This is a genomic window from Solibacillus sp. FSL K6-4121 (genome assembly GCF_038002585.1).
Taxonomy (GTDB): domain Bacteria; phylum Bacillota; class Bacilli; order Bacillales_A; family Planococcaceae; genus Solibacillus; species Solibacillus faecavium.
On record NZ_JBBOCS010000002.1, the window covers coordinates 427,087 to 451,708 of the forward strand.

Here is a 24,622-nt window from a genome sequence, read left to right on the forward strand (position 1 = left end):
GTTAACTATGGTCGAGCATCTTGATCCAAATGAAATTGTTCAATTATTAAAAAGGATTGAACCTGTTATTTCATATTCATCACGGCAAACTAGGATAGAAAATCGGGATGACCTGAAGCAGCACCTTTATGAAGTTACTATTAAAACTTTAAAAAATACGGTTTTTGTACAACCAAAAGGATTGTTTAAATGAATATAATAGTCGGTGAGGCATTTTGATATCTAAGGAGTAGTTGCACCTTTGGATTATTAAAATGTCTCTTTTAATATGTTTATGATTCAAGAAGTCCTTTGTATTTCAACGATGTAATAATGCATGATACATAATAAATAAGGTCAAACACCATAAAATCAACACTTAGGGAGATTATATAATTTTTTTAACTTTAATTCGGTAATAATAGCGGATTAAATGACTTTTTATGTTTAGACAATTTTTACTGTAACGTTATATATGTAAAATAATTTTCCTCAGTATAGTATAGAGGAAATAACTCGAAAAATCATAGAGAGACAATATGAAAGCGCAATCAATCTTTGGAAAATGGAATGACTTGGGCTGTTTTTATTATTTCGTATATTGCAAAAACCGAGGAATTCGTAATGGTAGCCTCAATTCTTTTAACCTGAGTAAAACAATATTGTAATATAATTTTGGTATATTCTAAACAGGCAGTAGATGGTGCTGCCGAAACTCGATTTGATCAGAGGTGAAACGATAAATACCGGAACAAATGAAAAATCCATCCTATCAGTAGAAAAAATACGAATTAGGAGCGATCAAGTAATGAATAAAAAACAAATGGACTCTAAAACAGCAAATAAAAATATATCTAAGAAGGTAGCGCCACTAGTGATGTCAACATCATTTATAGCTGCATCATTTTTAGCGGCTGGAGCACCTATTTCTGCATCTGAGCTAGATTCAAAAGATGTAAATCCGGAAATTATTGAACACGCAAAAAATCATGGACAGAAAGTATCTGCATACGCAAAAAGCCTACCAGGATCACCTGGAAAAGGGGAGCTTGTTAGTCAGGTAGCTCAAACTAACTCCGAAAAAGCAGATAATGAATTAGATAATAACGATAATATAGATGAAACGGATAATGATGGTATAGACGAAGGTGCAACGGAAGTGCCGGAAACACCGGTAAATGAAGACGACCAGAATGAAGGTGTAGTTGTAGAACCGGAAACACCAGTGTCTGAAGAAGAACCAATTGAAGACGAAGTAGTAGAAGAACCGGAAACACCGGTATCGGAAGAAGAACCAGCTGAAGAAGTAGTAGAAGAACCGGAAACACCAGTGTCTGAAGAAGAACCAGCTGAAAATGAGGTAGTAGAAGAACCGGAAACACCGGTATCGGAAGAGGACCCAGCTGAAGAAGAGATAGTTGTAGAACCAGAAACACCAGTATCGGAAGAAGAACCGGTTGAAGAAGATGGAGCTGAAGAACCAGAAACACCAGTGTTGGAAGAAGAACCAGCTGAAGAAGAGGTAGTAGAAGAGCCGGAAGCACCAGTATCTGAAGAGGAACCAACTGAAGAAGGTGGCACTGAAGAATCAGAAACACCAGTAACAGAAGAAGAACCAGCTGAAGAAGAGGTAGTTGTTGAACCGGAAACACCGGTATCTGAAGAAGAACCAGTTGAAGAAGAGGTAGTTGTTGAACCGGAAACACCGGTATCAGAAGAAGAACCAGTTGAAGAAGATGGAGCTGAAGAGCCAGAAACACCGGTATCAGAAGAAGAACCAGCTGAAGAAGAGGTAGTAGAAGAGCCGGAAACACCAGTTTCTGAAGAGGAACCAACTGAAGAAGGCACAGCAGAAGATGACTTTATAAATTGGTTAGATGAATCTTATCAATTTATCGATAATAGTTATCAAAGCTTAATTAGCTACTACCAAATTCATATTGAGCAATATTTAAGTGACTTAGAATCTGATCAAACAAACGAAGAAACTGAAAATGTTCCAGTAGTTGATGAGGTAACTGATGATTCTGCAGATGCTGATGAAACAGATACAACAGATACAACAGATACGACAGATACAACTTTAGAGGAAGATGCATCTCAAGATGAGGCTGTTGATAATACAGAACTACCAACTGAGACTGATGAGAATCTGGAAACTCCAGCTGTTGTAGAAGATGAAGAACAACCTTCTACTGTAGAAACTCCTGAGCAAGAAGTTGAAGAAGTGGAGAATATCGTATCTGAACCAGTAGAAGAAACTGAAACGGAAGAAATTAGTGTAGATACAGACCAAAAGCAAGCTGAGAAAATCGCATTAAAAGACAAAGTGATTGGCTACTATCAAAACTTAGTAACATCATTCTCTAACTTTTTAAACTTCCTAAAATAAGAGTAATAAACACTTAAAAAGTAGCACAGACCAACAAAATGGTTTGTGCTACTTTTATTTTTAATGAGGCAATCGCTATACAAAAAGTAAAATTTCTAATATTCTTAAAATACTATATATTTCGAGGTGAGGTTATTGAAAGCGATACGAATCAATCAATTTGGTAAATCAGAAAACTTATTGGTAGAGCAAACCGAAATACAGGGGCCAGCTGAAAATGAAGTGCTTATAAAACTTTATGCAGCTGGAGTAAACCCAAGTGATGTCTATACATCAACAGGTACATATGCGATAAAACCTCAATTACCATATACACCAGGGTTAGATGGTGCAGGTATTGTGGAAGTGGTTGGGAAGCAAGTAACAAATGTAAAAGTGGGAGATCGAGTATTTATTGCAAGTTTACCAAATGGCCAAGCGACTGGAACGATTGCTGAAAAAATTGTTTGTGATAGCCGCTTCGTTCATCTGATACCAGCACATATTTCATTTGAAGAAGGCGCGGCGTTAGGTATTCCAGCTTTAACAGCCTATCGGGCAGTAGTAGGGAGAGCGAATGTTCAGGCAGGGCAAACTGTATTCATTCATGGGGCAAGTGGCGCCGTTGGTTTACAGGCTGTTCAAATTGCAAAAGCATTAGGCGCAAAAGTAATTGGAACAGCAAGTCGGGAATCCGGAAAACAGCTTGTAAAAGAGGCAGGAGCAGATATTGTTCTTGATCATATTACAGAGCAAACGATTGATGCCGTATTAGAACAAACAAATGGAAAAGGACCAAATGTTATTATTGAATTTTTGGCAAACGAGAATTTACAAACAGATTTGCAAATGATTGCAAAGCAAGGTGTCATCGTTATTGTAGGAAACCGTGGGGAAATTAATATTAATCCCCGTCTTATGATGCAAAAAGAGTGTGATGTGCGAGGCATGGTATTATTTAATGTTACGACCGAAGAACATCAGCAGCTTATTCAAGAAGTAGCAAAACTGCTTGAAAAACAGCTACTTAAACCAGTAGTCGGCTATAGCTATCCTTTAGAAGAGGCGAGCATTGCATTTGATGCCGTTATTAATGGTGAGCATAACGGAAAAGTCGTTGTACGAACACAATAGTGAAATTTTGGACTAGTAAATATGCTAGTCCTTTTTTGTGGCTCATCACCATAACATAGGGTTGCCTTTATTGCCGTTTGCGAGACCCACCATCCCAAAATTTTGCCCTCGTTATAAAGTGAAGTAAAAAACACCTAATCAAGCCGCTTGCGCTATCGCGAGGCGGCATTTTGTCATCCCCAACTAATAGTGATGAATCTTTTTTTATGTTTGATTTTGGGAATATTGACATTAAAGTGAAGAAATTCTAATACTTTTGCTATTATTTTGTCTGTTTAGTGCTATTTACTAAAATAATAGAAAAAATTGTTATGATATACGAGTAATATATAAGAAATTAGGGAGCGTAACAATGGGATTTAAAGAAGAGTTTAAGCGAGAAATGCGCAATGTACAAAATGATGTAGCAAAAGAGGTAGAAAAATATTGGGTCCTCGATTTTGAAGGACATAAAATAGAGATTATTAATGAGATGATGGAGGAAGTATTAAAGGTTGATGGTGAAATTATTGCCCAAAATGTTCGGAAATCCATCTGGTCACATATTGTGCCGTTTTCAACATTGAAAGGAACATTTCAATCTAGTAGCGGGAAGAAACATAAAGTATTTGTCAAAATAGGCGGATTTGTAAAACTGAACGTAACGGTCAAAGTAGACGGAAAAGAGCTTTTACATGATGCGATGAAATTACAATTTTTACCCTGGTCCAATAAGGAATTTATCGTGCCATATATTGAACAGCAATTTCATACAAATCAAAAGTTAATAACAAAAGATTTACCGGATGATGCGTTTTTATATGATGAATTTCATCCAAAACATGCACCTGGATTTGCAGATCAGCTTCATACGGAAGAAGTAACGCCTTTTTATACAAAAAAGCTGATCAAACTGTTTTTAGAACAGATAAACAATCCAACTGATGAAACTCGGAAAGCTACTTACGAAAAAATAAAAGATGAAAAAGTAATAAGTTATTATTATGAGTTTTTAGAACAGTTTTCTGAAATCGAAAAAGAAGAAAGTCGGGTAAAGGAAGAAGCAATTTGGTTACTTGAGCACGCTGCACATCGAGAAGTGGTGAAATTTGCGCTTGTTATTTTAGGGACAGGAAATTGCGAAGAACTGAAAGAGCGTCTTAAAATAATCGCACTTCACGAAGAATTTACAGGGGTAGCACTTTTCGCCTTAACAAACGGAACGTCAAGCAGCAATGAAGCGGTTTGGTATATAGCAAAAAATGTAACAGGATGGGGTAAGTTAGAGGCGTTGAACTTTTTAGATGCAACTAATGAGGACATCCGTCAGTGGATACTCCTTGAAGGATTAAAGGATACAGTTCCAGGCAATGCATCTGCTTTAATGTGTGCCAATAAAGGGAAGCTTGATATCGAATTGCATGAGTCCGCCATTTCTGAAAAAGTATTTCAAGGTGCCGGTACCATTATTTTAGCATTGCTATATGAAGGTTCTTATCAAACAATGGATGATTATGAATATGCAGGTCAAGTTCTGATGCGCTACACATATCATGCAAAAACACATTGCCGCACACTTAAGGAGTTTTATGTACTTACGCAAATTCATGAATATTTACAATATGATGAAGAAACATGGGATGATCGTTTCTCAACAAACTGGAAGCCCCATGAAAAACGAGCAGTAGAAGAAAATATAGAGGATATAGCAAAAAATCCGGAGTATTTGCAACAGGCAATTGATACATTAAATAATGGGGTAGAAGATGAGGATTATGCAATCGCAACAGCACAATACTATCATGCTGATATTACTAATATAATGTTTGAGAAAATAAAAGATAACCCGGAAAACTATAAGTATTACATGGCATTATTCACTACTGAAAATGAACAAATTATCGAACAGCTTATTAAATTTACAGATTCATTTGGGGATTTCAATGACCTAACAGAGAATCAAAAGATGGTCGTATTAGTCCTGTTGGAGGAATTGGATCAGTATGACGGAGCTGGTTTAGAATTTTTAATTAAAACTTTAAAAACGGCTGACTACCACCTGCAATATATTGCGATGCAAACATTATGTAGATATAATAAATCTTCTTGGCAAGGTACGGAGATTGAACAGCTTGCTTTGCGTTATACAAAAGAGTCCAAGGATAAAGATGTTAAAGAAATTGCTAAGCAGCTGCTGGCATAAGTGAAAATAAGGGGAGAATTTCCTCTTATTTTTTATTTTGAGTTAAAAACAGCCGAAATAAGGGGAGAAATTCCCTTTATTGCCCCCGAAAACAGGGTATCGGGTTGAATTCCCATGCAATAAGGGGAAAACTTCCTTTTATTTTCGCCCTAAACTGATGCTCTATTGCAAATAGCGGTAAAAACTCCGCTTATTTCTGTAAAGATATTCTTGACCGTACATATTTTAAAACAATAATTCGGAATAACTGGTAGATAATGTGTTAAAATAGGTATTTAATTTTATAAAGAGGGGGCAATGTGGATGATTAAAAATAAATTAGCAATTGCTATTTCCTTCATTCTTTTAGTAATTTGTATGTCTATTTATTTTCCGTTTCCAAATAACGAAATGATAAAAGCCCGTTCATCATTTATGACGTTTCCTATACGAAATGAAGAAGGCTATGTATTTCTTGGGATTTTCACTTCAGTGTTATTCGTAATTTCGCTAGTTTTATTGCAGATTGGATTGAAAAAATATCATTTTAGAACATTGGTATTGGTAATATTAGCTTTTGCCTTAATACCTATGGCACTTATTACCGTTTATCAAGAAACGTTTGCAGAAGGTATTTATGCTATTAAGTATGATGGTAACGGCAAATGTAATTTTGACTATATGGGTGAAGACTTAATGAATGGGGAATGTAGTCTTATCCTACACAATCGGAGTAATGAAGCGGTATCTTTTCAGCTAGAGTTTTTAGATTCATTTTTCCATGAGGACGGGGTGAGAATGGAGTCCTTAATGAATGTTGCCGGGCCGTATAATGTAACACTAGAAGCAAACTCGAAAAGCTCGATTTATTTAAAGGAATTATTGGATGTGACAGGTATTCCTAAGCATATTGATGGTGGAAGTTCGTCTAATGTCCATATAAAACTTACAGAAGGACAGCGTTCAAGAAATCTATAAACTACTATAGGGGTGTTGCTACATATGAAAAGATTATTACTAGTAATATTATTATGTCTACCACTAGTAGGATGTTCGGATGAAGCTGAAATAGGTGAAGACATCTTATCGAGTGCCGCTGAGTTTAATCTTCAACAAGCATTTGATCTGAAAGAAAAACAAAGTGTCACGATGTTTGTAGAAGTTTATGAAAACGGTCAATTTATGGGTGATAGAGAAATTTATTTTGGCAACAACTTCGAAGGGAACGGCAAAGTTCAGTTTTCTATGTTTAGAGCAGAAAATTCAGCGGAGTTGTTTTTAGTAGGAGCAATTCAAGATAAGAATCATGCCGTATCTAAAAAAATGTTCGTGGAAACGTCTGAATGGGGCGTAATTTTTAAAGCGGCAGAAAATGATGTGATAACAAAAAAAGGGCAATACCGAATTGGCATGTATGGTTCATTGTCTGAAGAAGATTCAACAACCTACACAGAGCCTTTAAATTTATCTGTTGAAGAGAAAAAAGAGTTCATCGAAGCATACGAACGTTATCCGGTTGTTAATGTTGTAGTGGTTGAAGTAAATTAAAAAGGATATTCAAAAGAGTATTGCGGAGAAGGGTGCAATACTCTTTTTTTGCTATTTATACTTCCTTCTAAACAATAAGGTGGACAAAGTACCAAGCACAATAATCGTAGTAAGTACAAATAGTAAACTCATCATACTTGAAAGAATGGAGCCGTTTATTTCATACATGACACCATAATCAACTTTGTACGTTCTAGCATAAACGTCATTTCCGGCAAATACTTTTTCAACGGATTGTGCAGTAAATACATCGCGTAGTAATACAGTTATATGGCTTACCGGGAAGAGGTGGATGACAGATTGGACGGCACTTGGTAATACTGCCATCGGAACGTATATACCGCATAGAAACCCTAATAATGTTCCACTAATTGTGCTCACTGTAGAAAATGCCGTTTCCGTATTAATAAATAACACGATAAATAAATTGATCATACTACTCATGACCACCGCTAAAATTAAAATACCGATTGCTTTTAACATTGCGATGGGAGAAAGCCATTCACCGCCAATGGAAACGATGAAAATTTCACAGCAAATAAATCCGATAAAAGTCATGGAAAACCCAATAATAAAAGAACTGATTACATAGCTTAACTGTATTTTATATCGCGAAGCAGCAGTTACTAAAAAATCTGCTGTCGTTTTTGACTCTAAATCTTTTATATAAATCCCAAATACCCCGAGAGTTGCCGACATGGCGATTATTGATAAAAGTCCAGCGACCATCCATTCACTGACTAGTACTTCAATTTCAGGTGTGACAGCAACATATTCCGCGATGGAGTTAACCTGAAGATTCTGCAAAAAAATAGCGTAAAGACCAATTAAAATAAGTACCGAAAGCAAAGAGAAGAAAACGAGCAATTTATTTCTGAGGAATACTTTGTTATTTCGGCTGACTAAACTAAGAAGCATTCATGTCACCTACTTCCTCATTAATCTGAATAAATACTTGATCAATCGAGCCTTTAATCACCTCAAATGATGCAAGGGAAGGTTGAATCCGTTCGATAATCGGAATCGCATGTAAAGTAGAGGGGATATTCACTTTATAAACATCACCGAATTGCACCATTTCACAGCCAATTTTTTCGGAAATAAGTTCAATATCCGTCTCTTTTTTAAAGGAAAGCACCAGTTGATCAGATGCAAAGCGTTCTTTCAATTCATTTGGTGTGCCTTGAGCGACAATTTCCCCTTTTTTAATGACAACTATTTGATCCGCATTTGTTGCTTCCTCCATGTAATGGGTTGTTAAAAATATCGTCATACCAATCTCTTTCCTTAGTCGTTCAACCGTTTCCCATACGAATTTTCGGGTGTGAGGATCGAGTCCAGTAGTCGGTTCGTCTAGAAATAAAATCGGAGGCTTATGGATTATTGCGCGGGCAATATCGGCTCGTCTACGCTGGCCACCAGACAATTGGCCATATTTTTTATTCTCTATTTCACCAAGCTTTAAATATTGCCAAACGAAACGATAATTCTCTATTAACTGTGCTTTCGTTAATTGATAAAAGCGACCACGATGGATAATATTTTCCTTCACAGTCAGTTCTTTATCAAGCAGGCTTTGCTGAAAAACAATCCCAATTGATTGCCTGATCCGATCATTATCCTTCATCGTTCCAAGTCGGTGCCCATTAATCGTTACATCCCCGCTAGTTTTTTCAAGCAATGTACATAATATTTCAATCGTCGTCGATTTACCGGCTCCGTTACTACCTAAAAATGCGAATAAAGAGCCTTTTTTTACTTGGAAATCAATCCCTTTAACCGCTTCGATCGAACCAAAATGCTTTTTTAAGTCCGAGACTTCAATGGCATAAGTCAATGTTATTCACCTCGATTTTGTTTTAAAACATCATTCATTCGTTTAATATCGCGTTTAATCGAAAAGAAAATAAAGCACCAAACGATAATATAAATGACCGTTGACTGAATAAATAAAAGGATGAATGTAGACGGTTCATCAAAAGAAAACCAATTTCCAAAAAGTCCGACTGTAAATACAGAGCATAGAACTATCCCATAATGAAGTGTTAAAACCGCTATATAAGGCCAATGTTTAATTAAAAATAAACTGTTTGCACAACCAATGATGACCCCTAATGAAAGGGCTAATAAAAATTGATTTAACAACTCTGCACCAGACCAGGTTATGGATGTGTCATTGTACGTAATGAGTGCGATGATGAAATAAGACATAAAAACACTGACAAAGCAGCTAATTAAAAAGTTTTTCACTTGCCAGCACCTCCTAACCCGAGCGCTTCCTTTAGTAGTTTGAAATAATTACGGCTGACAGGAACAACTGTTTCATTTGCTAAAATGACTTGGGGGTTGCCAAGCACTTTTGATTGGATGGAAACAATTTTATCGATGTTTACGAGCATGGATTTATTGACTCGGATAAAGCTAGAATGAAAACGTTCTTCTAATTCATAAAGTTTATTCTTTGCTTCAAATTCTTCTTCATCTGTTTGTAAAAATACTTTTCCATTTTCGGTAAAAATCGAATAAATTTCACGAGATTTTAGTAAATGAATGTCTCCATTGGAATAGCCGGCAATACTTTCAGGTGTTGAGCTATTAATTTTTTTCATTAATTGTTCGACTGTTTCATCAAATTTTGGTGCATGGATATGAACTTCGATTTCTGTGCGGTCATTTTCAATATGTAAGTGGATTTTCATACACTGCTCCTTTCATGATTTCATTGTAGCATTGGAATTTTTATATACTTGATTTTGCCAGTAACAGGTAGAAAAAACGCGTTGACAGGTAATTTTAAGCGTATGAAGAAGGACTCTTATCTTATTGTACTTCGAAAATGAATAGTTGAAGAGGTTTTCTTTCAACGCTCTGTCAGCCAGTCATAAAAAGGGACAGGTCTTGTTTTTGGATATTGTTGCTGCTCTTTGCTCTCCGGTAAAACAGGGCGTGCTACTGCCTTGTCATACGCTCCTTTATAAATTGCACGTAAAGTTGTTCGAATAGTTAATTTCCCATCATGAATGTCTTGAATTATTCGCCACATTGCATCTTTCGCAATCGTAAACTCCCGCATATTTTGAATCGGTGTTGCTAAAATAGCTGATCGTAGCCCGTCCTTTAATTCATCATTTAACGGCAGGCTCATTAAAAACTCATACAATGTTTTTTGCCATTCATTCATCTGTGTGAGCGTATTATTATATATGTCTTTTAAAGAGCTTGTTTTAAAAAGATTAAAAGAAATAGTTTCGTTACACGAAAAATCTTCGCTATCCTCAATTTCATGCACTTCTTTAGCTGAGACCCGATCGGACATTTCCGATGGGACATGTAAAATTTTATAAATGTTAGCTCCTTTAATTCCATTTAGTTTCGTGCTTGCTACGACACATAAAATCCCAAGATCTGCTGCTTTTTTTACAGCACGATACACTGTTTTCGTGCTAATCCCGATACTATCGGCAATTGTTTTTGCCTTTAAATGCGCGGCGCCAGGATAGGCAAGTGCAGACTGTGCAATACGTAAAATGACATTGCGCTCACTTTCGGTTAATTCATGTTCAGCTAGGTGAGCCGCTACTGCCTCGTCCATTTCTTTAATTGAGTTAAATGTTTGATATGTTTTTAAATATTCGAATACCATTATTTGCATCTCCCTTCATCATACATATGTCAAAAATGAAAGAAGTAAGGGACATCTTTTTTGATTATTTTTGAATTTAGGTTATTCCATTCTAAAATAAGGGGAGATTTTACCGTTAATTGAATGATGTAGCTCATTTTTAGGATAAATAAGGGAACGTTTTACCGCTATTTTAAATAAAAACCTGAAATATCACGTTTTTTAGGTTAATAACGGAAATTTCTTCCCTTATTTTTACTATTTTTTATTTTATTTTCGAAATAAGGGAAATTCATTCCTCTATTTATCTCATTACTCTCGAAGCCGTCCAACTTCAAGTGGGCAAGCCTCAGAGCATTTCATCGCAAAGGTATCCATTACGATATTTTATTTGTTCAAATTTGTCATCCTCCGACACATGGTGATGAACCAATAAAAAATATTTTTCATAGTAGTTTTATTTTTATGAATAATTTGGGTAAAGAGATAGGAAAGTTGAGTTCGGCAAACCAAAAACAGCTTAAGAGATTTATACTAAAATGTTGGCTTCCTAATACTCAAGTGAAATTTTATTTTTAATAAAAATTGTAGGTCATGCTTTATTTTTTTTAGAATAATGTCAAAAATCAAACAGAAAAAGCTAGTTTTGTGGTTCGGATTTCAATTCTGTTCTACAATAAGTATCTATTATTCTAAAATACGTAAAAATTATCTAAGTAAGAGGAAGTGAGTTTATGAAACTAGCAACGAAAATTTTATGGGCGTTAGGGTTAGGGGCAATTGTAGGTATAGGATTAAACCTTGCAGCGCCTTCATTCTTTACTGAAGCAGACCGATTTTTCTTCACACCATTAGGGACGATCTTTTTAAACTTAATTAAAATGCTTATCGTACCGTTAGTGTTTTTCTCCATTGTAGTAGGGGTTGCAAATATAGGTGATCCGAAAGCATTAGGTCGAATGGGAAGTAAAGCGATGCTGTTCTTCTTAACAACGACAGCTATTGCTATTACAATTGGTATTGCTTTAGCGGTGATTTTCCAACCAGGTAATAAAGGTCAATTCGATGTACAGGAAGCAAGCTATGAGGCTGCAGAAGCACCACCTGTATCTGAAACGTTGCTTGGAATTATTCCGGCGAACCCGATTGATGCAATGGCAAGTGGCGATATGCTGCAAATTATATTCTTTGCGATCTTTATTGGATTAGGTATAAGTTATTTAGCTTCAAAAGTAGATTTAGTAAAACGCTTTATGGAACAGGGAAATGACCTTATGATGTTCCTTGTAACATTAGTTATGAAATTTGCACCGTACGGAACGTTTGGATTGATTGCATCAGCGGTAGGTAAGCAAGGGTTTGATGCATTACAGGCGATGTTCTGGTATATGATGGTCGTATTATTGGCTTTATTTATACATTTCTTACTGATTTATGGAAGTGCGTTAAAAGTATTAGCAAAACGTAATCCAATCGATGTTATTAAAGCTTATCTTCCTGCAATGACTGTTGCATTTAGTACATCAAGCAGTAGTGCTACACTACCTATTTCGATGGAAATTGCACAAAATAAATTAAATGTACCAAAAGGGATTAGTAGTTTCGTACAGCCACTTGGTGCCACAATCAATATGGACGGTACAGCTATCATGCAAGGTGTTGCAACGATTTTCATTGCACAAGTGTATGGGATCGACTTATCGTTTTCTCAAATGATAATTGTTGTTATGACAGCCGTATTAGCATCTATCGGTACAGCAGCAGTTCCAGGTGCAGGTATGATCATGCTTGCGATGGTATTGGAATCAGTAGGTTTACCGGTAGAAGGTATTGCATTAATTATTGGTATTGACCGCTTACTGGATATGACACGTACAATGGTCAACTGTTTTGGCGATTTAACATGTGCCCTTTATATCACAGAAAGTGAAAAGGATAAAGAAAAGACAGCAGTAGCTGAATAATAGTATAAATAATAATTTAAGGCATCGAGTTTAATATCACTCGGTGTCTTTTTATTTGTCTTCATCTCTAAAATAGAAACTACACTTTTTATTGGTAAATAATTGAATATCTGAAACTTTATAGTTGTTTGTAAAGTATAATGTAAGTGTAAACAAATGTTTACGCAAAGAGATAGGGGGATGAAGAATGGTAACTTTTAAAAAGGCAGGAGCAATGTTATCTGCAACAGCGCTATCTGTAGGTTTATTAGCACCAATGGCAAGCGCTTCAACGTTAGGAAATGAACGTATGGATACATTGCCAATTCAAGTCGCACAAATGAATACAACGGTAACAAAAGAGGATTTAATGAAGCGTTTTCGAGAATTATTTCCAAATGAGTTTCCGAATGTAACCGAAAAAGATTTTCGTATGGGATCGGGTTTCTCACATCCTAAAGATTCCACGTTGCGTTATGAACTTCGCTTTATGAAGCAAATTGATAATCAACATGTGAGTGGATATTTTACTTTTGTAGGAGAAGCATTAGAGTTAGAACAATTTTATTATCAACCAGTAAACTCTAAGGATGTATTATTCCCAGCGAAGTATTCTAAAGAGGAAGCGCAAAAAGTAGCGAATACGTTTCTTGAAAAGTTCAATGAAGGTGAAGGGTATGAACTAGTACCAAATGAATATGATTATTATTCATCTTCTATTTTGACTGAACCCGTTCAATACTCGTTTATGTATGCAAAGAAAAAATCAGGTATTCCGATTTTAGACCAATCGATCAATATTAGGGTGTTAGGAGATGGCACAGTATCCTCTTTTTATAGAACAACAAGTGAAAAAAATAATTTTACGTTTGATGATCCTTCCAAAAAACAAAGTGAATCGGTCATTGCCAACCGTTTACAGGATGCATTAAAGGCACAGTTGTCATATAAAATTGTCACAGATTATTCTACAGGTGATTACAAAGTAAAGCTAGTTTATCAACCGAATAGCCAGGTGGTTTCAGGTGTACATGCTCAAAGTGGAGAATGGCTTACAACGGATGGGCTATCCTCAACGTTATCAGCTCAAGCGATTACACCAATTGTGACGGCACCATTAGCAGCAAAACAGCCGAACTTAACATCAGAACAGGCGCAGGCGATGGCGCAAAAGTTGCTCGCAACAGATCAAAAAGGTGTTAAATTAACGGTTGAGTCAGTTGAAGAAATAACAGAGGCTGGTAAGGAAGTATATAGCATTCATTATATGTATCACTATAGAAACAGTGGGACAGGCACTACACTTACAATTGATAAAGCTACAGGAGAGGTAATTAATTATAGTGATATCAAAAATAGCCTTGAATTAGAAGATGAAGATAATGATACGGAAGTAAAATTCACGAAGCAACAGACATTAGATAAGGCGATTGCATATGTGAAAGAATGGGTACCATCTTATGCTCACCAGTATGCATTACCAGTAGATGAGGGACAGCACGAAAGTTATAATGATAGTTATTATTTTACGTTCCCACGTATTGTAAATGGGTTAATGGTTGTAGGTGATAATATCTCAGTTAATGTCGATGCCAAAACAGGCGCTTTAGTAAGCTTGCGTGTAAACGGATTTGATGATGTAGAGTGGCCTGCCGCAACAGAAGTTTTAACAGAGCAGGAAGCAACAAAGCTGTTGAAAAATGAGTTGAAACTGAAGCTGCAATATGTAAATCATTCAAATGTGGAAAATGATCAGCATTATAGCTTAGCATATCAACCGGTCTTCAAAGAAGGTTCGTCTGCTACCATTGATGCAAAAACAGGGGAATGGTTAGATGTTTATGGTATGGCTAGTTCAAACAAGCCGAAAATCAAGCATCCAACAGCTGCAGAGGAATTAAATTATTTAATTCATGCAGGGATTTTAGAGGTAGATGGAACATTTAATCCAGATGCATCCGTTACTAAAGAGGAAGCGTTAAAAGTATTACTGAAATCTGTAACCTATATGTATTACAGCTCTAGATATAATGAATATGAAACGTCAAATCAATCGTTTAACGATATAACGTCTGATCATCCATTATATTCATTTGTAACACATGCCTTAAGTATGGGGATGCTTGATACGTCTTCTAAAACGTTTAATCCGACTGGAACTCTTTCAAATCAGGAACTGGCAAAATGGGTAATCGGTATGTTGAAGCTTGATAAACCAGCGCAGCTTAGCGATATATATGAACTGAAATACAGTGATGCAGCACAAGTTAGCCAGGAACTACGTGGCCATGTAGCATTAGCTCATGGATTAGGACTACTTGAGGCGGAAAATAATCAGTTAAAGCCAAATAGTGAAGTAACGTATGCGCAATTAGCACAAGCAACTATTCGTTTAGCTCATAAAATGAACGAATATGAGATTAGAAACTATTAATGAGTGACTGTTCAAATCAAAAATAAATTAAAAAAAGACAAGTGCTGTATATAATAGCATTTGTCTTTTTTAGATACAGTTGCTCGCTATTTTCAGTGCCCACACAAAATAAGGGTATATTTTACCGTTATTTGAATGATGGAGCTCAATTTTAGGATAAATAAGGGAACGTTTTACCGTTATTTTAAATAAAACCGTGTAATTTCATCTTTTTTAGGTCAATAACGGAAATTTCGTCCTTTATTTTTATTGTTTTTTAAGTTTTTTTAAAAATAACGGAAATTCATTCCTCTATTTATCTGACTACGCATTTCAATCTACAAAGCTTTAGAACCACGCAGCTGGGAAAGCCTGTTTTCAATAGTTCTAAACTATATTACCTCATCCAAAAGTGCGTATTCCTTATTTTTACGCTTCCATAAAAATATAATGAAATAAATATAGAAGACAAATAACAATGCAGCACTTGAAAGGCCAAGGATCTCGTAAACTTCCACTGGAAAGTGCATGCCGACAGAACTAAACAGCAGAAAGATTAATTGTAAGTTAATATAGAGCGTCGGGAACATACTCTCTTCACCACGTAAAATTTCATTTGATACAGAAAAAATACAGGCAAGATAGAGAATTGTAAGAAGTCCATTTAATATAGCAACGATTTGAAGCGCTAAATTTGCAGATGGCACGAACATCTCAGGCAGCCATATTCCCATTAATGACGTTACGGCAAGTACCGTAGCACAGAGATTACCTAGTTTGGCATACTGGGCCTCCACTTTTGAAAACGCATAAACAATAATAATGAAGCCGATAAAATCCGGAAAAATATCAAAATTGCCAAAATTGATGTCAAAAAACTGAAACAAAACCCCGATTATAATAAGTTTGTGAAAGTTCATAGCTCGCCACGCTCCTTCACTATACTGTTTACCCAGTCCTCACTTGGTCTCGTATTTAAAAATTGGGTTAATGTCAAAATCTTATCTTTTTCTGCATTATCCACAATATGTAGTTCCAGTTTAAACAGTTCCATTTCATATTGTGCCTCGCCGTCTGTCGTCTCAATATATAGTTTATCTTCGTTGTTTATTTGAAGTGGGACAGTTAGTGGAAGCTGTACATCCTTACCATTTATTTTGAAATTTAGCAGGTCAACCCGATTGTCTACGACATTTACTTGTTTTAACGTAAAAGGTTCTAATACTTTATAAAAACCGGATGTGCCATCTGTCCCGACAGAACTAGATAAGAACTCTAGCTGCGGGATCTCCTCATACTCATAAGTTGTAAGTGAGATCGGTGTTGTCATTCTATCCTTAAAATGAATTGTCCCTTTTGTAACACCATCTAAAGGAGTTAAATCTTCATTGTCATTTAGCCATATAACCGGTGAAATCATACTGTAATAAGTATATTTAACATATGTTTCAAGCGTAGTCTGTGGCTGCGGGTTAAACATCGAAAATGGCTGTTCCGGATAATAATGGTGCCCGTTAAATTCTATCGATTGAAATTCATGCGGATCTATTGAATTCGTTATATATGAAAATTTAATCGTTTTGTTTGCAAAATCAATCGTACCGGCCACAGGAATCGGCTCATCCAGCATCTTTGCATCATAGTAAAGCGTACTCGTTATTTGTATAACACCAACTATGACAAGTATCAGTAATAATTTTTTCATTTAATTCTCCTAACTAGATCCTTTAAGATAGTAAATCTAATAAAATTCCTCTTGATTGGTGGGTTACGGCAAGACAGCGCTCAAACCACGTGATACGTGTCTTTATCACTGCCTTTATTGCCGTTTGAGAGGCCCACCAATCCAAAAATTTTGCCCTCGTTATAAAGTGAATTAAAAAACACCCATTCATGCCGCTTGCGCTATCGCGAGGCGACAGAGAGCGGAAATGTTATGTTTTATAATCTTTATTTTTGCAGATATTCACTTTATGCCAAAGCAGAGTGACGTGGAGCGAAGGGTGAGCCGTCCAAAAACTTGCTTAACGCGTTTTCCCCGTAGCGCAGCAGAACGCAATTCATTAGAAAACCTTATTTTTTAATTTTGTCATCCCCAACTTATGGTGATGAATCTAATTATTACAGAAACAGTATACCCTATGCTATTCTAAAATGAATGGGCTATTGTAAGTATTTTCCATGAATGCATACGATTCGTTACGACAAAAAGAATAATTTTGAGGTGAAATAATGGTTTTTAATCCAAATGAAATTTATTTTAGGCAGTTAAAACTAGAGGATTTTCATACTGTATTAATCTGGAGTAAGGATGAACGTTTTTGTGAAGCAAATGGCTGGCAGAAAAATAGAGATCCTATTGAATTACTTCGATGGTGGGAACATTGTGTAATAAATCAACAAAAGGAGTTTATTCGTCTTGGAATAGAATATAATAATAAGTTGATTGGTTATGCAGATTTAGCAGAGATAACGAATAATAGTGCTGAAATAGGCATTGCTATTGGAGAAAGTAACCTATGGAATGTTGGAATTGGTACACAGACGGTAAAAAAATTAATAAATTATGCAACTGAACAATTAGGAATTACTATATTTTATGGTGAGACACACGAAACAAATCATCGTTCAAGAAAAATGATGGAGAAGTTAGGATTTACGGAAGAAAGCAGCAATGGAAGTGAAATCTATATTGGGAAGGAAGTTAAGTTAGTGCAATATAAATTTGAGTGTGGCAGTGTATGATTGTATGCGGATAAGGCTTTGTAATATTCATGAGACTCTCTTGAAATTACCGAAATAAAAAACAGGCTGGGACATAAGTAGAAATTTCTTTGTAAAAGGAAAATAGTCTTATTAAGAAATTGATATTATATGAATTGATTGGAGTGAAGGGGCGACTCCTGGGGGGACAGCAAAATTTATTTTGCGACGAGTAACCGCAGGAGCACCGACGCCTGAGACTACAGGCTCAGGCCGTGCCCCCGGAAAGCGTCCCCGTAACGGAAATCAATTCTGGCAGAAGCAGAAAAACATCTATTTTTTCTTTGAAAAAATAGATGTTTTTCGTTTTGTCCCAAGCTCTCTTCAAGTTTTTTTAGCTCGAGTATCTATCTATTTTTAGCTATTTTATCCGCCTTTGAACCCCAATACGTCGCAAGAATTGGTCCGGAAATATTGTGCCAGAAACTGAAGATGGCACTCGGAACGGCTGATACTGGATCGAAGTGGGCCATTGCTAATTGTGCGCCTAAGCCTGAATTTTGCATACCGACTTCAATTGAGACAGCTTTTTGATCATCGTACTGAAGTTTAAATAGTTTTGCTACTAAGAATCCAAATAAGTACCCTAACCCATTATGTAATATTACGATTGCAAAAATAATTAATCCTGTTTCCAAAATTTTATCCCGGCTTCCGCTTACTACGGCTGCAACAATCATAACAATGGCAACAACGGATACGGTAGGAAGGATATCGATACTTTTCTCAACGATTGGTTTAAATAAAAACTGAGCAATGATTCCTAAAATAATCGGAATTAATACTACTTTGATTACTGACATAAACATCGCCATAAAAGAAACTGGTAACCATTCACTTGCTAATAAGTAAATAAGAGCCGGTGTTACAAATGGTGCCAGTAATGTCGTACATGATGTAATCGTAACAGACAATGCTGTATTTCCTTTTGCCAGGAATGTCATAACGTTAGAGGAAGTACCTCCAGGACAACAGCCTACTAATATAACCCCAACCGCAATTTCCGGTGGTAAATTGAAAATTTTGGCTAATGCAAATGCTAGCAACGGCATTATTACAAATTGTGAAACAATCCCGATAATGACGCCTTTAGGGTGCTGAAGAATCAATTTAAAATCATCTATTTTTAACGTCATCCCCATACCAAACATCACAATTCCAAGTAAGATTGTGATATAACTGCCGATCCAAGTGAAATATTCTGGTATCCAAATGGCTAAACCAGCTGCAACCAGTACCCAAAGAGCAAATGTATTCCCCGCAAACTTACCTATTTTCTGTAAAACTCCCATAATGATGTGACCTCAGCTTTCTATTGAATTCTAGTTATTGTAATATATTAAATTTTTAATTGCAATAAAATTCAGAAAATTTTGTTTATCAATATTGGAAATAATGATTAATAGTCCATGTTCCAAAACATATCAATATCGTAATTTTTAATTAATCAAAAAATATTACAAAAATAGGTTTACTTAACTTTTTATAGTGGTATATAAAATTATTGGTTTTGTCTCAACCAGTAAATTTCCCCATGTGTAACATCTCCAATTTTAAGTGCAATCCTGTTACAACCACCATTAGTAAGCTAAAAAATAATAAATAAAGAGTAGGAGTGAGAGCTAAATAAATAATATTCTTTTTATTATGCAGTCATTTAATAAGTTCTTAAACGGACATTAAAAAGATAGCTAATAACTGCATGTTACATAGTTAACCGATTTTGTTGTCATGTAAATTTTAATTGAATAATGGAAGAAGAAGGGGGACTTCAAGTATGAAAAGGATGTTTTTAATTAGTATTTTAATATTGTCAGTTGTTTTATCTGGTTGTGTAGGAAGTACAAGTAGTAATTCTGATAGTGGAACAGGCGATGGTAAAACGAAAATTAGCTTCATTCATTGGCGAGGCGAAGATAAAGCGGCTTTTGATAGTTTAATAGCTGATTTCGAAGAACAAAATCAAGACATTGAAGTCGACATGACAATTTATCCATCAGAACAATATCAATCTACAGCGCAAACGTTATTACGTGACGGCTCAACAGGGGATGTCTTTACAAGCTACCCGGGTTCTCATTTTGAGATCATTAAACAGGCAGGTTTATTTGAGGATTTATCCAATGAAGATTTTCTTGAAAACTATAATGAACGATTAATTTTGGCTGGTCAGGCAGATGACAAGCAATATGCAGTACCATTGCAACTTGTATTTAATCAGCCTGTATACAACGCTACATTATTTGAAGAATTAGGATTAGATCCAAACCCTAAAAGCTGGGAAGAATTTTTAGCCCTTTGCCAAGCGATAGCCGATGCAGGACATACTCCGATTGCCTTCCCAGGTGCAGATATTGGTCCGGGACAGTTCATGAATTCTATGATGATGAACAATGCTCCTGAAGAAGATATTTTTGACAAGCTAATAGCTGGGGAAGCTAAGCTTACAGATGAATGGTGGGTAAAAACACTTACACAATTTAAAGAGTTAAACGACAAAGGCTATTTAGGAAATGGTGCTCTAGGAACAAATCATCCAGGTGCTATTGCCATGATTGCAAACGGTGATGCAGCTATGCTTGCAACTGGTTCATTTGCAGTAGCCGGCATTAAAGAGATTAATCCAGATATTGAATTAGGTTTACTTGCACCAATTACAGTTTCAGAAAGTGAAGCTGTGTGGGAAGGGATTCATACAACTACATTCATGCTTGCAGTAAATGCGAAATCGAGTAAAAAAGAAGCAGCTAAAAAGTTTGTATCTTTCTTATCTGAAAAAGAAAACGCCGAGGAATATGCAAACAAAACAAGTCAGCACGTAACAGTTAACGATGTTGAGTATACATCTGAAGAATTAAAATCAGCAGAAGAATGGTTTGAAAAAAATACCCGCTTCCAACCACGTTATTTAATTCCGAATGCTGATGTAGAAAAAGCTGTTATTGCTTCAATACAAGCTGTATTAAATGGAACGGATCCGGTAAAAGCAGCTGAAGACTCTCAAAAAATTGTAGATCAAAATATTTGATAGAAGGGGGATTTTTTCCCCCACTCTATTTAATGTAAAGGGATGATTGGATGAACTTAAAAAGGAATAAGGTCTTACTATTATTTTTAATTCCAGGTTTAATTTTATATTCTACTTTCTTTATCATTCCTACTATTAATGCTGTAATATACTCTTTTACAGATTGGGACGGACTTTCGCCAGACTTTAACATAGTTGGATTTGATAACTACATAAATATACTTACAAATGATTCTATATTCTTGAAGGCTATGGGCAATAACTTGAAATTTATGCTATTTGTCTTGATTTTCCAAACGGGCTTTTCATTGCTGTTTGCACTGTTTTTAATTAAAAATACAAAAACAAATGTATTTTTACGTGCATTATATTTTTTCCCGACAATTTTAAGTTCAGTTTCTGTAGCGTTTATTTGGTCATTTGTTTATGACCCAAATATCGGCATATTAAACACGATTCTAGGTTATTTAAATCTTGAGTTTTTACAGCAAAGTTGGTTAGGTAATCAAAATATAGCTATTTATTCAGTTGCTGTAACACAAGTTTGGTTCCATACAGGTCAAATGTTAGTCATTTTTGTAGCAGGATTACAAGCGATTCCTGAAGATTTATATGAGGTGGCTAATATTGAAGGCGCAAGTCGTTGGCAGCGTTTTAGGTATGTTACTTGGCCGATGATTGCCCCATCAGCGACTATTGTTATGGCATATACGACCATTCAGTCCTTTAAAGCATTCGACTTGATTTTCGCAATGACGCGTGGTGGCCCTAATTATTCAACGGAAATTTTGGCAACGCTCATTTATACGACTGCATTTAGAAGCTTTGAGTTCGGATATGCTTCAGCTGAATCGGTCTTATTCATGATTATTATTGCTATTATCACAGTACTGCAATTTAGAATGTTGAGAGCTAGTAAGGTACAGGAATAGGGGGGAAGTGACATGCGTTTTATAAGGTTCATACTTTTAACATTATTTGCTTTAGTCGTCATTATACCTATGTTGATTGTCGTTCTTACAACATTTAAATCTACATCAGAGGTATTTTCAAATATATTAGGATTACCGAGCAGCCTTAGCTTTAAAAACTACGTATCCATTTTTACGGAACAACCAATGTCCCGTTATTTCATGAACAGTGTAATTGTTACGTTTTTCTCTGTAACGCTTACTCTATTGTTTGCAAGTTTGATTGCATATAGTGTAACGAGAATGTTTGGATGGATTGGGGTCATTATCTTTTCGTTATTTACGCTGGGAATGATGGTGCCTGCTCAAGTAAATATGATACCGCTTTATCAGCTAGTATATAACTTAGGCTTAACAAATAGTTTGCTAGGTTTAATTTTAGTAAATATTGCTGTCACAATGCCCGTTGCTATATTTATAATAACTGGATTTATGAAATCTATTCCTAAATCATTATTTGAAGCAGCTACAATTGACGGAGCCAGTGAATTTAAAATGTATTATAAGATTGCCTTGCCTTTATCATTGCCTTCAATTGCAGCGACAGCAATTTTCTTATGCGTAATGCACTGGAACGATTTATTGTATCCATTATTATTTATTACGAATAATGATTATAAAACGCTTCCGCTTGCATTGCTGGAATTCCAAGGAGAATATGCGACGAACTATCCACTATTATTTACTGGAGTCTTAATAGCATCAGCTCCAATGATTCTTGCATATTTATTCCTGCAACGCTACTTCATTGCAGGGATTACAGCAGGTTCTGTTAAAGGATAATTAATTGTCTTATAGCCGAATATATAATCGGATTTGGAAAATTAATCGTTTTCCAGATCCGTTTTAATTTTATAGGAGAGTAAATTTTGTATGGATTTATATGTAGAATAGTTATAATTTCTATGATACTAATTTTTAGAAATAAATATTTTTGTTATTACAGCACTTAATAAAGTAATTATAAGCAGTAGTATTCCATCAGAATGAAAGAAATTGAAACCATAAATAAGGATCCCACAAAGTACACAACTAATTGTGTTCAATCCAAAAAGAATACCCCATATAGTCTTTTTAAATTTTTGATACGCTTTACTTCCCATTAAAAACTTATTGTAAAAAAAGCAAATGATTGCTAGTCCTATTACAAATGACAAAGAAAAAATAAATGATGATGTAAAAATAAGTGGTTCTTCCCAAGGCATGTCGACAGTAATAATATTCACTAAATTAATCATATTTAAAGTAGCAATGCAAAGAGCAACAAATAAGAAAAGAAACCATTCAGCTAAATAAATAATAGGCACAAAAAATTTTCTTAACGTAGGTTGATTATTCATTTGAAACCTCCAATATATGTAAGACTAATAATATATACGTTAAAAGGATAACTAAAGTTTCCTGAATTTTACTGTTTTCTCTCTAATACTCTAGCCTGTTAAGAAAAGGAAAATGTCAAAGTGGTTGTGACATATCGCTTTTTGCATATACATACACTACTCTAATAGGGCAATATCATGAATAAGGCAACATTATTGGCGGGACGGCGTTCTATTATAAAGGAGAACATACATAAAAGTGGTAGGTTTTCGGAATTTCTATTGTGAAACGTTCCAAGTTTTTGTATGCTATATGAATGTAGAAGTGGACTAAAGGGGTAAAATCGGTTTCTGTCGATTTTGACTTTGGAGATTGCAAATGATTGGAGTTGTTTTTGTTGTTAGATACAATCATTTTACCAATGATTGAGTTTTTTAAAGGGTTAGGCTATTTGGGTGTATTATTAGCACTCTGCTTTGAATTTATTCCGGCAGAAGTCATCTTACCGATGGCCGGGTTTTGGATATCTCAGGGAGAATATAAATATTGGCTAATGGTGCTTGCAGGTACTGTAGGTGGAACAATTGGGCCATTGACATTATACGCGGTAGGTCGCTATGGTGGTCGTCCGATTGTACTGAAGTATGGGAAGTTCTTCTTGATTAATGAAAAGCAAGTAAATGCAGCGGACAAGTTTTTCGCAAAATATGGTGCTGGTGTCGCCTTTTTCGGACGCTTTATGCCAATCGTCCGTACAGCGATTTCCGTTCCGTGCGGGATGACAAAAATGAATGTATGGAAGTTTTCAATTTACACGTTTTTAGCAATGTTTCCAATTACCGCGCTTTATGTGTATTTAGGTATTAAGCTAGGTGAAAATTGGGAACAGGCAGGAGAGCTGTTTAAGCAATACCTACAACCATTTGTTATTCTCATTATAATTTTAGCAGTAATTTATGCGATTTATAAATACCGCATCAAGTTATTGGAGCGTAAAATGAATTTACCAAATAAGAAATAGTTTGAAAAGGTAGCCTAGGTTAATAGGCTACCTTTTTTATTACCCATTACTAAATGTTTTTACCCCTCTTTCGCCCACCAATCCAAAATTTTGCCCTTGTTATTGAGTGGAGTAAATAACCCCAGTCAAGCCACGCTATCGCGAGGCGGCGGGGAAATACTCTATTATATCTCTTCATTTTTGCAGAAATTCATTTTATGTCTAATCAGGACAGGCTTCAATAGAAAATTTTATTATTTCAATTTTGTCACCCCCAACTTACGGAAGGGTATTTAACCACTTTATACATATTTTGGATTTTAAATGTTAAAATGAAAAAAGAACAATAGCTTAATAAGATTTAAATTT

General features: G+C 35.5%; 22 protein-coding genes. 13 read left to right on the forward strand and 9 right to left on the reverse strand.

The genetic code is table 11. The features are described from left to right. Positions 1–7 precede the first annotated feature (7 nt). The 6 genes from MHH95_RS11585 to MHH95_RS11610 all read left to right on the forward strand — a co-directional run bounded on the left by MHH95_RS11585 (position 8) and on the right by MHH95_RS11610 (position 7,193). Positions 8–193: a hypothetical protein gene (locus tag MHH95_RS11585; RefSeq protein WP_191699239.1), complete on the forward strand. Its 186-nt coding sequence runs from the start codon at positions 8–10 to the stop codon at positions 191–193. A gap of 594 nt (positions 194–787) precedes the next feature. Continuing rightward, on the forward strand, positions 788–2,371 hold the full coding sequence (locus tag MHH95_RS11590) for a hypothetical protein (protein ID WP_340727684.1): 1,584 nt from the start codon (positions 788–790) through the stop codon (positions 2,369–2,371). A gap of 126 nt (positions 2,372–2,497) precedes the next feature. After that, a complete protein-coding gene (locus tag MHH95_RS11595; protein ID WP_340727685.1) occupies positions 2,498–3,484 on the forward strand; it encodes an NADPH:quinone reductase in 987 nt (328 codons plus the stop codon). Positions 3,485–3,836: 352 nt separating this feature from the next. Then, positions 3,837–5,666 (forward strand): hypothetical protein, encoded by a 1,830-nt coding sequence (locus tag MHH95_RS11600; protein WP_340727686.1) that lies wholly within the window; start codon positions 3,837–3,839, stop codon positions 5,664–5,666. 303 nt (positions 5,667–5,969) lie between these two features. Next, entirely contained in the window at positions 5,970–6,623 is a 654-nt protein-coding gene (locus tag MHH95_RS11605) for a hypothetical protein (protein WP_340727687.1), read from the forward strand. A gap of 24 nt (positions 6,624–6,647) precedes the next feature. After that, positions 6,648–7,193: a hypothetical protein gene (locus tag MHH95_RS11610; protein ID WP_340727688.1), complete on the forward strand. Its 546-nt coding sequence runs from the start codon at positions 6,648–6,650 to the stop codon at positions 7,191–7,193. A gap of 51 nt (positions 7,194–7,244) precedes the next feature. On the opposite strand, the gene MHH95_RS11615 is transcribed toward MHH95_RS11610, so the two are convergent. The 5 genes from MHH95_RS11615 to MHH95_RS11635 form a co-directional block, all read right to left on the reverse strand. Next, positions 7,245–8,111: an ABC transporter permease gene (locus tag MHH95_RS11615; protein ID WP_340727689.1), complete on the reverse strand. Its 867-nt coding sequence runs from the start codon at positions 8,109–8,111 to the stop codon at positions 7,245–7,247. Further along, positions 8,101–9,030 carry an ABC transporter ATP-binding protein gene (locus MHH95_RS11620; RefSeq protein ID WP_340727690.1) on the reverse strand — a complete coding sequence of 310 codons (930 nt, stop codon included), beginning with the start codon at positions 9,028–9,030 and terminating at the stop codon, positions 8,101–8,103. Before MHH95_RS11620 ends, MHH95_RS11615 begins: the two co-directional genes overlap by 11 nt. 2 nt (positions 9,031–9,032) lie before the next feature. Further along, a complete protein-coding gene (locus tag MHH95_RS11625) occupies positions 9,033–9,443 on the reverse strand; it encodes a DUF3021 domain-containing protein (RefSeq protein WP_340727691.1) in 411 nt (136 codons plus the stop codon). Continuing rightward, positions 9,440–9,892: a LytTR family DNA-binding domain-containing protein gene (locus tag MHH95_RS11630; RefSeq protein WP_340727692.1), complete on the reverse strand. Its 453-nt coding sequence runs from the start codon at positions 9,890–9,892 to the stop codon at positions 9,440–9,442. The genes MHH95_RS11625 and MHH95_RS11630 overlap by 4 nt, the downstream gene beginning before the upstream one ends. A 161-nt stretch (positions 9,893–10,053) precedes the next feature. Continuing rightward, positions 10,054–10,836, reverse strand: a complete 783-nt coding sequence (locus MHH95_RS11635; protein ID WP_340727693.1) for a helix-turn-helix domain-containing protein — start codon at positions 10,834–10,836, stop codon at positions 10,054–10,056. A 713-nt stretch (positions 10,837–11,549) separates the two neighbouring features. Here MHH95_RS11635 and MHH95_RS11640 point away from each other — a divergent pair. Continuing rightward, a complete protein-coding gene (locus tag MHH95_RS11640; protein WP_339216083.1) occupies positions 11,550–12,779 on the forward strand; it encodes a dicarboxylate/amino acid:cation symporter in 1,230 nt (409 codons plus the stop codon). 187 nt (positions 12,780–12,966) lie between these two features. Next, on the forward strand, positions 12,967–15,192 hold the full coding sequence (locus tag MHH95_RS11645) for an S-layer homology domain-containing protein (RefSeq protein WP_339216085.1): 2,226 nt from the start codon (positions 12,967–12,969) through the stop codon (positions 15,190–15,192). A gap of 371 nt (positions 15,193–15,563) precedes the next feature. Here MHH95_RS11645 and MHH95_RS11650 read toward each other — a convergent pair whose 3' ends face one another. Together MHH95_RS11650 and MHH95_RS11655 are read right to left on the reverse strand one after the other, a co-directional pair. Continuing rightward, complete coding sequence (locus MHH95_RS11650; protein WP_339216087.1) at positions 15,564–16,091, reverse strand: hypothetical protein; 528 nt, start codon at positions 16,089–16,091, stop codon at positions 15,564–15,566. Further along, positions 16,088–16,876 carry a hypothetical protein gene (locus tag MHH95_RS11655; RefSeq protein WP_340727694.1) on the reverse strand — a complete coding sequence of 263 codons (789 nt, stop codon included), beginning with the start codon at positions 16,874–16,876 and terminating at the stop codon, positions 16,088–16,090. The genes MHH95_RS11650 and MHH95_RS11655 overlap by 4 nt, the downstream gene beginning before the upstream one ends. A 527-nt stretch (positions 16,877–17,403) precedes the next feature. Here MHH95_RS11655 and MHH95_RS11660 point away from each other — a divergent pair. Next, on the forward strand, positions 17,404–17,916 hold the full coding sequence (locus MHH95_RS11660) for a GNAT family N-acetyltransferase (RefSeq protein ID WP_340727695.1): 513 nt from the start codon (positions 17,404–17,406) through the stop codon (positions 17,914–17,916). A 365-nt stretch (positions 17,917–18,281) separates the two neighbouring features. On the opposite strand, the gene MHH95_RS11665 is transcribed toward MHH95_RS11660, so the two are convergent. After that, on the reverse strand, positions 18,282–19,226 hold the full coding sequence (locus MHH95_RS11665) for a bile acid:sodium symporter family protein (RefSeq protein WP_340727696.1): 945 nt from the start codon (positions 19,224–19,226) through the stop codon (positions 18,282–18,284). Positions 19,227–19,711: 485 nt separating this feature from the next. Between MHH95_RS11665 and MHH95_RS11670 the strand changes: the two genes are divergently transcribed. From MHH95_RS11670 to MHH95_RS11680, 3 genes are read left to right on the forward strand one after another with little or no spacing between them, the layout of a single operon-like run. Next, positions 19,712–20,962, forward strand: a complete 1,251-nt coding sequence (locus MHH95_RS11670) for an ABC transporter substrate-binding protein (protein WP_191699222.1) — start codon at positions 19,712–19,714, stop codon at positions 20,960–20,962. Between the two features lie 50 nt (positions 20,963–21,012). Then, positions 21,013–21,894: a carbohydrate ABC transporter permease gene (locus MHH95_RS11675; protein ID WP_339216095.1), complete on the forward strand. Its 882-nt coding sequence runs from the start codon at positions 21,013–21,015 to the stop codon at positions 21,892–21,894. A 12-nt stretch (positions 21,895–21,906) separates the two neighbouring features. Further along, positions 21,907–22,716, forward strand: coding sequence for a carbohydrate ABC transporter permease (locus tag MHH95_RS11680; protein WP_340727697.1), 810 nt, complete (start codon positions 21,907–21,909; stop codon positions 22,714–22,716). Positions 22,717–22,844: 128 nt separating this feature from the next. Here the strand turns inward: MHH95_RS11680 and MHH95_RS11685 are convergent, their stop codons facing one another. After that, positions 22,845–23,273 carry a hypothetical protein gene (locus tag MHH95_RS11685; RefSeq protein WP_340727698.1) on the reverse strand — a complete coding sequence of 143 codons (429 nt, stop codon included), beginning with the start codon at positions 23,271–23,273 and terminating at the stop codon, positions 22,845–22,847. 401 nt (positions 23,274–23,674) lie between these two features. On the opposite strand from MHH95_RS11685, the gene MHH95_RS11690 reads away from it, so the two are divergent. Continuing rightward, positions 23,675–24,274: a DedA family protein gene (locus MHH95_RS11690; RefSeq protein ID WP_191699434.1), complete on the forward strand. Its 600-nt coding sequence runs from the start codon at positions 23,675–23,677 to the stop codon at positions 24,272–24,274. Positions 24,275–24,622: the final 348 nt, after the last annotated feature.

Excerpts from the sequence above, each read along its gene's own strand:
- MHH95_RS11585 (WP_191699239.1), top strand. The coding sequence starts at position 8 with ATGGTCGAGCATCTTGATCCAAATGAAATTGTTCAATTATTAAAAAGG.
- MHH95_RS11590 (WP_340727684.1), top strand. The coding sequence starts at position 788 with ATGAATAAAAAACAAATGGACTCTAAAACAGCAAATAAAAATATATCT.
- MHH95_RS11600 (WP_340727686.1), top strand. The coding sequence starts at position 3,837 with ATGGGATTTAAAGAAGAGTTTAAGCGAGAAATGCGCAATGTACAAAAT.
- MHH95_RS11605 (WP_340727687.1), top strand. The coding sequence starts at position 5,970 with ATGATTAAAAATAAATTAGCAATTGCTATTTCCTTCATTCTTTTAGTA.
- MHH95_RS11610 (WP_340727688.1), top strand. The coding sequence starts at position 6,648 with ATGAAAAGATTATTACTAGTAATATTATTATGTCTACCACTAGTAGGA.
- MHH95_RS11615 (WP_340727689.1), bottom strand. The coding sequence starts at position 8,111 with ATGCTTCTTAGTTTAGTCAGCCGAAATAACAAAGTATTCCTCAGAAAT.
- MHH95_RS11630 (WP_340727692.1), bottom strand. The coding sequence starts at position 9,892 with ATGAAAATCCACTTACATATTGAAAATGACCGCACAGAAATCGAAGTT.
- MHH95_RS11635 (WP_340727693.1), bottom strand. The coding sequence starts at position 10,836 with ATGGTATTCGAATATTTAAAAACATATCAAACATTTAACTCAATTAAA.
- MHH95_RS11640 (WP_339216083.1), top strand. The coding sequence starts at position 11,550 with ATGAAACTAGCAACGAAAATTTTATGGGCGTTAGGGTTAGGGGCAATT.
- MHH95_RS11645 (WP_339216085.1), top strand. The coding sequence starts at position 12,967 with ATGGTAACTTTTAAAAAGGCAGGAGCAATGTTATCTGCAACAGCGCTA.
- MHH95_RS11650 (WP_339216087.1), bottom strand. The coding sequence starts at position 16,091 with ATGAACTTTCACAAACTTATTATAATCGGGGTTTTGTTTCAGTTTTTT.
- MHH95_RS11655 (WP_340727694.1), bottom strand. The coding sequence starts at position 16,876 with ATGAAAAAATTATTACTGATACTTGTCATAGTTGGTGTTATACAAATA.
- MHH95_RS11660 (WP_340727695.1), top strand. The coding sequence starts at position 17,404 with ATGGTTTTTAATCCAAATGAAATTTATTTTAGGCAGTTAAAACTAGAG.
- MHH95_RS11665 (WP_340727696.1), bottom strand. The coding sequence starts at position 19,226 with ATGGGAGTTTTACAGAAAATAGGTAAGTTTGCGGGGAATACATTTGCT.
- MHH95_RS11670 (WP_191699222.1), top strand. The coding sequence starts at position 19,712 with ATGAAAAGGATGTTTTTAATTAGTATTTTAATATTGTCAGTTGTTTTA.
- MHH95_RS11675 (WP_339216095.1), top strand. The coding sequence starts at position 21,013 with ATGAACTTAAAAAGGAATAAGGTCTTACTATTATTTTTAATTCCAGGT.
- MHH95_RS11680 (WP_340727697.1), top strand. The coding sequence starts at position 21,907 with ATGCGTTTTATAAGGTTCATACTTTTAACATTATTTGCTTTAGTCGTC.
- MHH95_RS11685 (WP_340727698.1), bottom strand. The coding sequence starts at position 23,273 with ATGAATAATCAACCTACGTTAAGAAAATTTTTTGTGCCTATTATTTAT.
- MHH95_RS11690 (WP_191699434.1), top strand. The coding sequence starts at position 23,675 with ATGATTGAGTTTTTTAAAGGGTTAGGCTATTTGGGTGTATTATTAGCA.